The 12427-nt window shown below is 70.6% G+C and carries 12 protein-coding genes; 9 read left to right on the forward strand and 3 right to left on the reverse strand.

Annotated elements, in window-relative coordinates; all coding sequences use genetic code 11:
• The first annotated feature begins 34 nt into the window (after positions 1-34).
• Positions 35-1159 carry a DUF2786 domain-containing protein gene (locus tag ACIBLC_RS23470; protein ID WP_399213094.1) on the forward strand — a complete coding sequence of 375 codons (1125 nt, stop codon included), beginning with the start codon at positions 35-37 and terminating at the stop codon, positions 1157-1159.
• A 28-nt stretch (positions 1160-1187) separates the two neighbouring features.
• Here the strand turns inward: ACIBLC_RS23470 and ACIBLC_RS23475 are convergent, their stop codons facing one another.
• Entirely contained in the window at positions 1188-1730 is a 543-nt protein-coding gene (locus ACIBLC_RS23475; protein ID WP_399213095.1) for a DUF4232 domain-containing protein, read from the reverse strand.
• 287 nt (positions 1731-2017) lie between these two features.
• Here ACIBLC_RS23475 and ACIBLC_RS23480 point away from each other — a divergent pair, with 287 nt between their 5' ends.
• Positions 2018-4261 (forward strand): FUSC family protein, encoded by a 2244-nt coding sequence (locus ACIBLC_RS23480; RefSeq protein ID WP_399213096.1) that lies wholly within the window; start codon positions 2018-2020, stop codon positions 4259-4261.
• 24 nt (positions 4262-4285) lie between these two features.
• Here ACIBLC_RS23480 and ACIBLC_RS23485 read toward each other — a convergent pair whose 3' ends face one another.
• Positions 4286-4795 carry a hypothetical protein gene (locus ACIBLC_RS23485; RefSeq protein WP_399213098.1) on the reverse strand — a complete coding sequence of 170 codons (510 nt, stop codon included), beginning with the start codon at positions 4793-4795 and terminating at the stop codon, positions 4286-4288.
• A 608-nt stretch (positions 4796-5403) separates the two neighbouring features.
• Here ACIBLC_RS23485 and ACIBLC_RS23490 point away from each other — a divergent pair.
• Positions 5404-5667, forward strand: coding sequence for a DUF397 domain-containing protein (locus tag ACIBLC_RS23490; protein ID WP_399213099.1), 264 nt, complete (start codon positions 5404-5406; stop codon positions 5665-5667).
• Between the two features lie 78 nt (positions 5668-5745).
• Here the strand turns inward: ACIBLC_RS23490 and ACIBLC_RS23495 are convergent, their stop codons facing one another.
• Positions 5746-6261, reverse strand: a complete 516-nt coding sequence (locus ACIBLC_RS23495) for an ATP-binding protein (RefSeq protein WP_399213188.1) — start codon at positions 6259-6261, stop codon at positions 5746-5748.
• Positions 6262-6598: 337 nt separating this feature from the next.
• On the opposite strand from ACIBLC_RS23495, the gene ACIBLC_RS23500 reads away from it, so the two are divergent.
• The 6 genes from ACIBLC_RS23500 to ACIBLC_RS23525 all read left to right on the forward strand — a co-directional run bounded on the left by ACIBLC_RS23500 (position 6599) and on the right by ACIBLC_RS23525 (position 12300).
• On the forward strand, positions 6599-7423 hold the full coding sequence (locus ACIBLC_RS23500) for a helix-turn-helix domain-containing protein (protein ID WP_383680951.1): 825 nt from the start codon (positions 6599-6601) through the stop codon (positions 7421-7423).
• 164 nt (positions 7424-7587) lie between these two features.
• Positions 7588-9048, forward strand: coding sequence for an aldehyde dehydrogenase family protein (locus ACIBLC_RS23505; protein WP_399213100.1), 1461 nt, complete (start codon positions 7588-7590; stop codon positions 9046-9048).
• A 136-nt stretch (positions 9049-9184) separates the two neighbouring features.
• The gene (locus tag ACIBLC_RS23510; protein WP_399213101.1) at positions 9185-9730 is read left to right on the forward strand and encodes a DinB family protein; all 546 of its coding nucleotides are present in this window, start codon (positions 9185-9187) and stop codon (positions 9728-9730) included.
• A gap of 25 nt (positions 9731-9755) precedes the next feature.
• Complete coding sequence (locus ACIBLC_RS23515; RefSeq protein ID WP_399213103.1) at positions 9756-10397, forward strand: PadR family transcriptional regulator; 642 nt, start codon at positions 9756-9758, stop codon at positions 10395-10397.
• A gap of 128 nt (positions 10398-10525) precedes the next feature.
• Positions 10526-11488: an ATP-binding cassette domain-containing protein gene (locus ACIBLC_RS23520; protein ID WP_399213105.1), complete on the forward strand. Its 963-nt coding sequence runs from the start codon at positions 10526-10528 to the stop codon at positions 11486-11488.
• A complete protein-coding gene (locus ACIBLC_RS23525) occupies positions 11485-12300 on the forward strand; it encodes an ABC transporter permease (RefSeq protein ID WP_399213106.1) in 816 nt (271 codons plus the stop codon). The genes ACIBLC_RS23520 and ACIBLC_RS23525 overlap by 4 nt, the downstream gene beginning before the upstream one ends.
• The last annotated feature ends 127 nt before the right edge of the window (positions 12301-12427 follow it).

Genomic DNA, 12427 nt, shown 5'->3' on the forward strand with positions numbered 1-12427 from the left:
CATACCCCCGCCCGGCCCGTGACACGATCGAGGCATGAGCAGCCCGCCCAGCACCGTGGAGCGCGCCTTCGAGGCCGCCCTCTACGCCGACTCCGACTCCGCCCTCGACACCGGCGCCTCGATGCTCGCCGCCGACCCCGCCTCCGATGCCGAACTCGCCCGGCGCGGCGAGGAGTTCGTCGCAGGGGCCTGGCGGCGCGGCTGGGAGCCCGCAGACGTCGTGCGGTTCGTGCGGCGCGAGCTGGAGGACGTGCACGTACGCCTGGCGGCGGAACTGATCCGCGGCGAGAGCGGCCGGGACAAGCCCCGCGGTCCCCGCTGGGCGGCCCAGCTCGAAGACCTGGACGCCACCGGACCGGCCCCCCGCGGCGATCGCTTCTCCTTTGCCACGGCCGCCCTGGAGCTGTACCGGCTCCTCCTCCGCCTTCCTTCCATCGAGCCGCTGGACGTCCCCGAGGGGGCAGCCGCCGCCGCGCCGAAGGACTCCCGCATGCTCACCCGTATCCGCGCCCTGCTGGCGAAGGCCGAGGCGACCGGGTTCCCGGAGGAGGCGGAGGCGTTGAGCGCCAAGGCACAGGAGCTGATGGCGCGGCACAGTATCGACGAGGCGCTGCTGGCGGCCCGTACGCACGCCAAGGACGCGCCCGGAGCCTGCCGGATCGGGGTCGAGCCGCCGTACGAGACGGCCAAGGCGGTACTTCTGGACGCGGTGGCCGGGGCGAACCGCTGCCGGGCCGTGTGGAACGACTTCCTCGGCTTCTCGACCGTCGTCGGCTTCGAACCCGATCTGGAGGCGGTCGAGCTCCTCTACACCTCGCTGCTGGTGCAGGCCACCGCCGCGATGACGAAGGCGGAGGCGGCGCAGCGGGCGGGCGGGCGCAAGCGTACGAAGACCTTCAGGCAGTCGTTCCTGGCCGCGTACGCGCACCGGATCGGCGACCGGCTCGCGTCCGTGTCGGAAGGCCAAGTGGCTTCTACGGAGGGTGAGTTGCTGCCGGTGCTGGTGGCCCGCGACGTGGCGGTCGCGGACCAGCTGGAGCGGATGTTCCCGGCGACGGTGACCACTCGTCTGCGCGGGGTGACCGACGCGGCCGGCTGGGAGGAAGGGGCCGCGGCGGCGGACCGGGCGCAGGTCAGGGGGCGGCGCCCGATCCCGTGACCCGGCGGGTCTCCGTGACCCGGCGGGTCTAGTCGCCCGCGCGCTGGAAGGGGCTCACGGAGGCGTCCGGGTCGCTCGCGTCGGTCTTCCCGGCGACCGGGCCGTACGACCACGGGAAGTCCTTGGTGGCGTCGGCGCCGGGCAGGCTGATGCGCACCGTCTTCGCGTCGAGGCTCCTGGCGCCGGCCGCCTCACCCCGTACGTAGGTGAGGGTGAAGGCCGCGGTGTCGCCCTTCGCCAGGGTCAGCTTCTCCGGCTGCGCGCCTTCGTCCCCGGGCACGGTCGCGGAGGCCTCGCCGGCGCTCAGGCCGATGCCGGGAAAACCCTCCAGGGTGCACTGTTCGCCGCTGTTGGTGATCGTGAAGGGCACGATGCCGGTGTCGCCCGCTGCCGGGGCCTCGCTCGCGGGGCCGGCCTCCAGACCGACCTGGCCGATCGCGCAGGCGGCGGTGGCGGCGGTGGAGGCCGTGGCCTTCGTGCCGCTGTCACCGCCGTCGTCGCCGCTGTCGCCGCAAGCGGTCAGAGAGAGGGCCGCCACGAGGGCGGTGACGGTGATCGGTATGGCGCGCATGTTCTGGTTCCCCTGAATCGGCCTGCATCGTGCCTGGATCATGACGGTGCTCCCAGGATCATCACGCATATCGCTGTGCTTCCGTTCCACCGCCCTGGTTGTCCTGGCCGCCGGGCGTTCGTCCGTTGCACCCCCCCGGCTGTCCTGGCCCCCGGGCCTGCACTCGTTGCGCCGCCCCGGCTGCCCCGACTCCCGGGCCCTCTCCCGCTCCGCCATCCCCGGCACGTCTCGCCCGCCGGGCCCTCTCCCGGACCGCGAACCCCCCGAAACCTCCGTACGCTGGCCGAATGAGCTGGCTCCGGGCGCTGAGGGAGACCACGCGCTCGGGTTTCGTGGTCGAGCGGAAGCGTCTCGAACCGCTGATCGCGCTGCGCGGCGCGGCCGGGCTCGCGCTGGTGATCGCGGTGAGCCTGTGGGCGTTCGGACCCGCGGCGGCGGCGAGCTCGGCGTTCGGGGCGTTCCAGGCGGCGATCGCCACCTTCCAGCGGAGCTGGCGCCCGCGCCCCGAACTCGCCCTGGCCTCCGGGGTAAGCCTCGCGGTCTCGACCTTCCTCGGCTACCTCACCATCTCCCACCTGGTCCTCTTCCTGGCGCTGCTGGTGGTGTGGACCTTCCTGGCGGGGATGAGCTGGGCGGCCGGCCCGACCATCGGCCTGATCGCCTCCTCGAACGTGGCGATCATGCTGATCACGGTCACCCTGCCGACCTCGGTCGCCCAGGCGGCCGGTCACGCGGCGATGATGGTCGTGGGCGGGCTGGTGCAGGCGCTGCTCGTCGTGCTCTTTCCGGTACGGCGCTGGGGTGCCCACCGTGACGCGCTGGCCGACGCCCTGGCCGCCGAGGGGGACTACGCGCGCCGGCTGCGCCACGACCCGGTGGCGCGCTTCGACCCGCTCCCGCTCATGGAGGCCCGCAACGCGGCGGCCGTCACCCCGCGCCAGGCCCGCACCCGCCCCGCCGCACTCCACGGCACCCGCGGCATCGCGGAACGCATCCGCCCGGTCCTCGCCTCCCTCGCCGACCCGGCCATGGGCGTACCGTCCGAGGGCCGCGAACGCGACCGGGTCCGCGAACTCCTCGCCGCCGCGGGCACCGTCCTGGACGCCACCGCCCGCGCCGTCCGCCACGGAGACCCGGTGTCCGTCCCGCCGAACGCGGTCGCCACCTTCAGGACCCCCGACACGGGCTCCATCCTGACGGGCCCGCCCTACCGCGCGGCCGTACGCCTGAGAACCCTGCTGGAGGACGTGGTGGAGACGGCGGAGAGCACCGGGAAATCCGCGGGCACCGCACCCGATCACCGCCTGCGCCCCACCCTCCCGCACCTCGTCCCCGTGGCCCTCGACGCCATGCGACGAGAACTCCACCGGGGTTCCCCGATCGCCCGCCACGCGACCCGGGTGACCGCGGTCGCCGCCACCGGCTACCTCCTGGGCACCTGGCTCCCGCTGGGCCACGGCTACTGGGCCCCGCTGACCTCGGTGATGGTCATGCGCCCCGACTTCTCACTGACGTACAGCCGCGCGGTCGCCCGATTCGGCGGCACCCTGGTGGGCGTGGCCCTGGCGACGGGTGTCGTTCAGGCGGCGCATCCGGGGGAGTACCTCTCGGCCGGGCTCGCCGTCGTCAGCGCGGCCTTCATGTACCTGGTGATGCGCACCGGCCAGTTCGCCGCCCAGGCCTGCGTCGCCGCGTACGTCGTCTTCCTGCTCGGCCTGGGCGGCGAGGAGTGGACGCAGACGGTCCCCGAACGCGTGCTGCTCACCCTGCTCGGCGGACTCCTCGCGATGCTCGCGTACGCGCTCTACCCGGCCTGGGAGACCCCGAGGCTGCGCACCCGGCTCGCCGACTGGCTGGCCGCGCAGGGCCGTTACGGGGCCGCGGTACTCAGCAGGTACGCCGATCCCGCCGACGGTTCCGGCGTCCGCGAGGCCCTCCTCGGCTCCCGGGCCGCCCGCGCCGCCTGGCACACGGCCGTGGCCCGCGCCCAGGGCGAGCCGGTACGCCACCGGGGCCTATCCCGCACCGCCGCCGACGACGCCGAGGACGCGCTCGCCCAGCTGGGCCGCGTCGCCATGCTCATGGAGGCCCACTTCCCGGACCGGGACGCGCCCCCCGTCCCGGCCGCCGGCCGCTTCGCCGAGGCCCTGCGCACCGCCACCGACAAGGGCGCCAAGGCCGTACGCGAGCGCCGTGTCCCGCGCTGGGACGCCGTGCGCGAGGCGCTGGAGGCCTGGGACAGGGAGGGCGTCCCCGAGGACGGGCCCGAAGCGATGGTCCGCCAGGGCGCCGGCCTGCTCCTGAACTCCCTCACCGAACTCTCCGAGGCCCTCGACACCGCCGTATCCCCGATGACGGCAGGCGGGTCCGGAAAGACGGGCCTTCCGCGGACGACGAATGGTTCCCAGACCACGAACGGTTCCCAGACGACGAGCGGGCCCCAGAGCACGAGCGGGCCCCGAACCACGAACGGGCCGCAGAGCACGAACGGGCCGCGGGACCCGAAGGATTCCGCGGCCCGCGACCAGTAGCGGCCCCGTCGGGGGAGGAGACCGTCAGCCCAGGCTCGCCGTGGGCAGTCCGGTCGGCAGCTGCCCGCCCTCGGACTTCGTGTACGACTCGGCGCCGAGGTCGCCCTCCCAGGTGACCTTCATGGCCCCGCCGCTCACGGAGTCGACCATCCCGACCGCGCGGACCTTGCTGCCGTCCGTGCACGTGAGCCGGATCATCCGCATGCCCGACTCCTCGCCCGCGGTGCCACTGCACACCGTGCCGCCGGTCTCGAAGAGCCCGGCCTGCGTACCGGTGATCACCAACGCCACGGCCTTGCCGTCCGTGGTGGCCAGCCAGCTCCCCTCCAGCTCGCCGCCGGACGAGGATGCGGCTCCGGAGCCGCCTCCGGTGTCGGCCGACGCGCTCGCGGACGCGCTGGGGCTCGCGGATCCGTCCGCGGAACCGTCGCCGTCGTCGCTGCAACCGGTCAGCACGAGCACGGCCGCGAGGCTCGCGCCCGCGGCCGCTGCCGCGATACGCGCCCGACGCCGCGGGAAGGTAGCCGAAGTCAACTGAAGCCCCCAAGGGTGGAGAAGATGCCGGGGTCGCCGGAACGACCGCAGCAAGTTACCAGGAGGACTCGCGAACCCCTGGAGGGAATTCCGCGTGCGTTTGCTCACGCGGATGCACCCGGGAGGCCCGCGTCGCGCGGCTGCCCGCGCAACTCCTCCTCGGCAGCGAACCGTTCGGCCTCGCTGGAGGTCGGCCACCGGATGCCGTACGCCGGCAGCTGAGCGCGGTCACGCGCGGCTGAGCGGGTCTGATGTGACGGGGGGTTCCCTATGCGTCACGCGTAGGGAATCCCCAGCCATTTCCGCCTCCTATTTGTCGAGGTTTCAAGGAGGTTGGAACACCGCGGCCCTTGCGCGCGTCTCCTTAAAGAGGCACGGGGGCTGGAGATCGTGTGTGCCGCGAGCTGCTGAGAACGCGGCTGGGGACCAGCTGTAGTCACCTGGACAACCGCCTGTAGTCAAAGGGGCGGTAAAAGCTGTAACCACAGGACCACCCCGCGTGCACGTGCATCTGCCCATGCATCTGCACATGAACAGAGCTATGATCCGGGTCAGTTGACCACTGCATCTATGGCCACATCAGCCACTGCACGACCGGGGAGCGACCTGTGGACCACGACGTGTACGACGTGGATGACGTGCACAACGGCATGGCTGCTACCGAGCTGAGCGGAGTGGCCTGGCAGAAGAGCCGGCACAGCAACTCGCAGGGTTCCTGCGTGGAGTTCGCGAGGCTGCCGGGCGGTGACGTCGCCGTGCGGAACTCGCGGTTCCCCACCGGGCCCGCGCTCGTCTACACGCGCGCCGAGATCGAGGCCATGCTCCTGGGTATCAAGGACGGCGAGTTCGATCACCTGATAGCGGGTGCCTGACCGCGCGACCCAGGGCGATCACCGCACTGCGGTGAGTAACGCGCGTAGAACCGCGGCGCCGAGAGGCGCCGCGGTTCTTCAGTCGCACGGAGTCGCGGCGGGAGCGGTCGGGAGCAGGAAGAGCGCCCACACGACCTTGCCGCTGAGGGTCCCCGCGAGCGGGTGCCAGCCCCAGCTGTCGGAGAACGAGTCGACCAGGAAGAGGCCGCGGCCCGATTCGGCCGAGAAGTCCTCCGAGCCGCCCGCGACCGGACTGTCGTGACTCGGGTCGCGCACCGCGCACACCAGTCGCTCGGTCCACCGCATCAAGTGCAGCCGCACGGGCGGCCCTTGGTCCTCCGGACGGGGCGTGTCCGATGGCAGTGCGTGCCGCAGCGCGTTGGTGACGAGCTCGGAGACCACCAGACAGGCATCGTCGAAGCGGTCGCCGACCTCCCACTGGTCGAGCGTTCTGCGGGTGAACTGCCGCGCCTCGCGCACCGCTTCGTAGCGGGCGGGCAAGGCGCAGGAAGCGGCGTTGGACACGGCAGCGGGATCTAGCGGCGGAAGTCCCTGCCGTAAGGGCTCGAGCATGGTCGATCCATTCGTCCCCATGCGAGGCACTCCCGGGTGTTCGCGGTCGTTGCGATGCAGCGGTGGCGCGAGGACCATGGTTCCGAATGCGCAGAGCAGATGCAAGGGCAGATGCACGTGCACGTGACCGAATTGGCCCTGCATCTACCATTTCCGGCTTATTTCTTCTGTCACCTTCTTCACTCTTGTTGCTCCTCCAGTGGTCTTTTCCTGTGGCGCTCCTTCGGAAGCTTTCCGTTTCTGTAACCGAATGAGTACAGCTCGAAGTGTTTTAGTGGCAGACTTCGGCCCCTGAAGACGGTTGGGGAGGCGGACGAACGTGAGCGCTGGTGAGTCGAGCGGCTCGGTGGTGCGGCGCATGCTGTTGGGATCGCACCTCAGGCGCCTGCGAGAGGCGCGTGGAATCACCCGCGAAGCGGCGGGTTACTCGATCCGCGCCTCCGAATCGAAGATCAGCCGCATGGAGTTGGGACGGGTGAGCTTCAAGACGCGCGATGTCGAGGACCTGCTGACGCTCTACGGCATCATGGACGAGGTCGAGCGCACCTCCCTGGTGTCCCTCGCGAAGGAAGCCAACGTCGCGGGCTGGTGGCACAGTTACTCCGACGTCCTGCCGAGCTGGTTCCCGACCTACGTCGGCCTCGAGGGCGCGGCCCACCTGATCCGGGCGTACGAAGTGCAGTTCGTGCACGGCCTGTTCCAGACCGAGGCCTACGCTCACGCGGTCGTCTCGCGCGGTATGAAGGGCGCGAGCGCCGCCGACATCGACCGGCGGGTGGCACTGCGCCTGGAGCGCCAGAAGTACCTCGTCGCCGAGAGCTCCCCCGAGTTCCACATCATCCTCGACGAGGCGGCGCTGCGCCGGCCGTACGGCGACCGAGAGGTGATGCGCGGGCAACTCCAGCATCTGATCGAGGTGTCGGAGCGCTCGAACGTACGGCTTCAGGTCATGCCGTTCAGTTTCGGCGGCCACTCGGGAGAGAGCGGCTCCTTCACCATCCTCAGCTTCCCCGAGTCCGACCTCTCCGACGTCGTCTACCTCGAACAGCTGACCAGCGCGCTGTACTTGGACAAGCGCGAGGACGTCACGCAGTACGAGAGCGCGCTGAAGCAGTTGCAGCAGGACAGCCCCGGTCCCTCGGAGAGCCGCGATCTGCTCAGAGGTCTGCTCCAGCTCTCCTGAGGATTCCCGGGATTCTCAAGGTCTTCTGAGATCTCCCGGACCCCTTCACGGGATCTCCCGAGGTGTTCTCCAACTCCCTTGAAACACAAGTACGATGACGTCCGATCAGTCGTTGATCGGATGGCTGCCACGGCAGCGCGGGGATTGAGGGATTGAGGGAGTAAATGTCGTCCTACTTCACGGACCTGGCCCAGCAGTACATCGACGGTGAGTGGCGCCCAGGCACCGGATCCTGGGACATCATCGACTTCAACCCGTACGACGGCGAGAAGCTGGCGTCGATCACGATAGCCACCGTCGACGAGGTCGACGAGGCCTACCGCGCGGCCGAGCGCGCCCAGAAGGAATGGGCAGCCACCAACCCGTACGCGCGCCGCGCCGTTTTCGAGCGCGCCCTGCGGATCATCGACGAGCGCGAGACCGAGATCACCGAGGTGATCATCGCGGAACTCGGCGGCACGCACCTCAAGGCGGGTTTCGAACTGCACCTCGTCAGGGAGTTCCTGCGCGAGTCGGTCAACCTGGCGCTGCGCCCCGAGGGCAAGATCCTCCCCTCGCCGGTCGACGGCAAGGAGAACCGCGTCTACCGCGTCCCCGTCGGTGTCGTCGGCGTGATCAGCCCCTTCAACTTCCCCTTCCTCCTCTCGCTGAAGTCCGTCGCGCCCGCCCTGGCGCTCGGCAACGCCGTGGTCCTCAAGCCGCACCAGAACACCCCGATCGTCGGCGGTTCCCTGGTCGCCAAGATCTTCGAGGACGCGGGCCTGCCCGGCGGCCTGCTGAACGTCGTGATCACCGACATCGCCGAGATCGGCGACGCCTTCATCGAGCACCCGGTCCCGAAGGTCATCTCCTTCACTGGTTCGGACAAGGTCGGCCGGCACGTGGCCACCGTCTGCGCCTCGCACTTCAAGAGCGCGGTCCTCGAACTGGGCGGCAACAGCGCCCTGGTGGTCCTGGACGACGCGGACATCGACTACGCGGTCGACGCGGCGGTCTTCAGCCGGTACGTCCACCAGGGCCAGGTCTGCATGGCCGCCAACCGCGTGCTGGTGGACCGCTCGATCGAGGCCGAGTTCACCGAGAAGTTCGTGGCCAAGGTCAAGACGCTGAAGGTCGGAGACCCGTCCGACCCGACGACGGTCATCGGCCCGGTCATCAACTCCTCGCAGGCGGACTCGCTCACCGGCGTGGTCGACCAGGCGATCGCCGAGGGCGCCACCGCCCTCGTGCACGGCACCGCCAACGAGAACCTCGTCTCCCCGAGCGTCCTCACCGGCCTGCCCGCCGACTCCGCCATCCTCCAGCAGGAGATCTTCGGCCCGGTCGCCCTCCTCATCCCCTTCGAGGGCGAGGAGGAGGCCGTACGCCTGGTCAACGACACCCCGTACGGACTCAGCGGCGCCGTCCACACCGCCGACGTCGAGCGCGGAGTGGCCTTCGCCAAGCAGATCGACACCGGCATGTTCCACGTCAACGACGGCACCGTGCACGACGAGCCGCTGGTCGCCTTCGGCGGCGAGAAGCACTCGGGCATCGGCCGCCTGAATGGCGAGGCGACGGTCGAGGCGTTCACCACGCAGAAGTGGATCTCGGTCCAGCACGGCCGCAGCCGCTTCCCCTTCTGAGCCTTTCGGGTCTCTTCCGAGGCGCTCGGTTCTCGGCGGGCCCTTGCGGACAGAACCTGACCGCAAGGGCCCGTAGCTTCATCGGTGTCAGGCAGAAGGTGCCGGGCAGTAAGACCCGATGAAAGGCGGCCCAGACATGGTCACTCACGTTCCCGCAGAGGCGTACGGCGATGAGCGCGGCGCTCTCCTGGCCTTCGTGGAGGCCCAGCGCGGCGGCATCAGGCGCGCGGTGCTCGGACTGAGCGACGAGCAGGCGGCGCGCACGCCCAGCGCGAGCGAGCTGTCCCTGTCCGGGCTCGTCAAGCACGTCGCCGAGTGCGAGCTGAACTGGCTGCGGCTGGCCCAGCGGAAGCCGAACGAGCGGGCCCGTACCCGGGAGACCTGGGGGGAGAGCTTCCGGCTCGTCGAGGGTGAGACGCTGGCCGGGACCCTCGCCTTCTGGGACGAGGTGGCGCACGAGACCGAGGAGTTCATCCGGTCCGTCGGGTCGCTGGACGACACCTTCCCGCTGCCCGAGGCGCCCTGGTTCCCCAAGGGCGAGGTCTCGATGCGCTGGCTGATGCTCCATCTCGTTGAGGAGATCGCCCGGCACGCGGGCCACGCCGACATCATCCGCGAGTCGCTGGACGGCAGGACGGCCTTCGAGCTGGTCGCCCAGGAGCAGGGCACCTCCTGGGAGTAGCGCGGCGGGTCCTAATGTGGACCACATGTCAGCGATCCGTCTCCTGGTGCTCGGCGCCGTCCGCCAGCACGGGCGGGCCCACGGCTACCAGGTGCGCAACGACCTGGAGTACTGGGGCGCGCACGAGTGGTCCAACGCCAAGCCCGGCTCGATCTACCACGCGCTCAAGCAGCTGGCGAAGCAGGGACTGCTGCACGCGCACGAGATCGCGCCGTCCACGGCGGGCGGCCCGCCGCGCACCGAGTACGAGATCACGGACAAGGGCACCGAGGAGTTCCTGGCGCTGCTGCGGGAGTCCCTGACGTCGTACGACCAGAAGATGGACGTCAAGTCGGCGGGCATCGGCTTCATCGTCGAACTGCCGAGGGCCGAGGCGGTGGGCCTCCTGAAGGAGCGCATCAGCCGCATCGAGGACTGGCGCTCCGCCGTCACCGAGCACTACGTGCCCGAGGACGGCCCCGAACAGCTCGGCCACATCGGCGAGATCATGAACCTCTGGGTGCACACCGCCGACTCCGACGCCGAGTGGACGCGTGGCCTGATCGCGCGGATCGAGCGCGGGGAGTACACCTTCGCGGGCGAGGGCGAGCCGTTCGTCGGCGTCCTGGCCGAGGGCGAGGAGAACCCGTACGCGACCGGTACGCCGCATCCCGGGGACCGCGGCTGAGCAACGGCGGCCGACTGAGCAACGGCGGCCCGATCGCCGATCCCACGGCTAATCAAGTTTGACTAATGATGTGACGGGGGATATTTTCGGCACGTAGTCAAGTTTGACTACTGAGCGAGGGGGATCGGATGACCGACGCGATTGTCGCTGAGGGCGTACGGAAGCGGTACGGCGACAAGGCGGCACTGGACGGCCTCGACCTGGCGGTGCGCCGCGGCACCGTCCACGGCCTGCTCGGCCCGAACGGGGCGGGCAAGACCACCGTGGTGCGTGTCCTGACCACCCTGCTGCGGCCCGACGAGGGCCGGGCGGAGGTCGCCGGGTACGACGTGGTGCGCGAGGCCGGCCGGGTCCGGCGCAGCATCGGCCTGCTCGGCCAGCACGCCGCGCTCGACGAGGAGCTCGGCGGCCACCAGAACCTGGAGATGTTCGGGCGCCTCCACCACCTGGGCGCCCGCCACGCGCGCGTGCGGGCCGACGAGCTCCTGGAGCGCTTCGGCCTCGCGGACACCGGCCGCAAGGCGGTCAAGCAGTACAGCGGCGGCATGCGGCGCCGCCTGGACCTCGCCGCGTCCCTCATCACCGAGCCGGAGGTGCTGTTCCTCGACGAACCGACGACCGGGCTCGACCCGCGCGGCCGGGCGGAGGTGTGGGCCGCCGTCCGCTCCCTGGTCGGCGGCGGCACCACGGTCATGCTCACCACGCAGTACCTGGAGGAGGCGGACCAGCTCGCCCACCGCATCTCCGTCGTCGACCAGGGCCGCGTCATCGCGGACGGCACGGCGGACGAACTGAAGGCCCGTACCGGCGGCGACCGGATCGACGTGGTCCTCCGGGACGGCGGCCAACTGGGCGCAGCCGTGGCCCTGTTGCCCTTCCCCGCGGACGGCGTCTCGGTGGACACCGACCGCCGCCTCCTCAGCGCCCCGGTCACCGACCGCATGTCGGCGCTCGCCGGGGCCGTACGGGCCCTGGAGGAGGCCGGCATAGAGGCGGAGGACATCGCGCTGCGGCGGCCGACGCTGGACGAGGTGTTCCTGGACCTGACGGGGGCCGGGCACCGTACGGACCGCATGGAGGAGACCGTATGAGCACGGGTACGTACGAGGCGAACCGTCCAGGGACATACGACACGAGCCCCGCGGGGACGTACGTCCTCACCGACTGCTGGACCATGACCCGCCGCGAACTCGCCCACTGGGCACGGCAGCCCGTCCAGGTGCTCGTCGGCCTGGTCTTCCCCGTGATGCTGCTGCTGATGTTCGGCTATCTGATCGGCGGCGGCCGGGGCGTCCAGGGCGATTACGTCGACTTCCTCGTGCCCGGCATGCTCGCGCTGACCATGGCCTTCGGCCTGGAGGGCACGATGCTGGCCGTCACCCAGGACCTCAACAAGGGGGTCATCGACCGTTTCCGCTCGATGCCGATGACCAACGGGGCGGTGCTGGTGGGCCGTTCGGCCGCCGACATGCTCCAGTCGGCGGTGGCCCTGGCCGTGATGATCGGCGTCGGGTACGCGATCGGCTGGCGCGCGCACGGCACGTTCGCGGCGTTCCTGGGAGCCGTCGGGCTGCTCCTGCTCTTCCGGTTCGCCATGCTGTGGATCGGCATCCACCTCGCGATGGTCGCCGGCAAGCCGGAGATGGTCCAGGCCGTGCAGATCCTGGTCTGGCCGGTCGGCTTCCTCTCCAACGCCTTCGCGACCCCGGACTCCATGCCGGGCTGGCTGGGCACGGCGGTCGAGTGGAACCCGATGTCCCAGACGGCGACGGCGGTACGGGACCTGTTCGGCGGGCCGGGCGGCGAGCCGGGGCACGTCCTGGCGGCCGTGGTCTGGCCACTGGCGCTGCTGGCGGTGTTCCTGCCGCTGGCCGTACGGAAGTTCGGGGCCCTGAGCAAGTAGGAAAGCGGCCGGCAGCGGCGGGGGCCGGCCCGGAAAGTCGTGGCGAGGGAGTGGGAACCCGATCGCGTCGAGCGGTGTACCAGAAGTGACGGGACATCGCGGGATCGGGGGGCTCTCATGAGCAGGG

The organism is Streptomyces sp. NPDC050535 (genome assembly GCF_044457665.1).
Taxonomy (GTDB): Bacteria; Actinomycetota; Actinomycetes; order Streptomycetales; family Streptomycetaceae; genus Streptomyces.

Coding starts and splice junctions, on each gene's coding strand:
- ACIBLC_RS23470 (WP_399213094.1), top strand. CDS start 35: ATGAGCAGCCCGCCCAGCACCGTGGAGCGCGCCTTCGAGGCCGCCCTC.
- ACIBLC_RS23475 (WP_399213095.1), bottom strand. CDS start 1,730: ATGCGCGCCATACCGATCACCGTCACCGCCCTCGTGGCGGCCCTCTCT.
- ACIBLC_RS23480 (WP_399213096.1), top strand. CDS start 2,018: ATGAGCTGGCTCCGGGCGCTGAGGGAGACCACGCGCTCGGGTTTCGTG.
- ACIBLC_RS23495 (WP_399213188.1), bottom strand. CDS start 6,261: ATGGGGACGAATGGATCGACCATGCTCGAGCCCTTACGGCAGGGACTT.
- ACIBLC_RS23500 (WP_383680951.1), top strand. CDS start 6,599: ATGCTGTTGGGATCGCACCTCAGGCGCCTGCGAGAGGCGCGTGGAATC.
- ACIBLC_RS23505 (WP_399213100.1), top strand. CDS start 7,588: ATGTCGTCCTACTTCACGGACCTGGCCCAGCAGTACATCGACGGTGAG.
- ACIBLC_RS23510 (WP_399213101.1), top strand. CDS start 9,185: ATGGTCACTCACGTTCCCGCAGAGGCGTACGGCGATGAGCGCGGCGCT.
- ACIBLC_RS23515 (WP_399213103.1), top strand. CDS start 9,756: ATGTCAGCGATCCGTCTCCTGGTGCTCGGCGCCGTCCGCCAGCACGGG.
- ACIBLC_RS23520 (WP_399213105.1), top strand. CDS start 10,526: ATGACCGACGCGATTGTCGCTGAGGGCGTACGGAAGCGGTACGGCGAC.
- ACIBLC_RS23525 (WP_399213106.1), top strand. CDS start 11,485: ATGAGCACGGGTACGTACGAGGCGAACCGTCCAGGGACATACGACACG.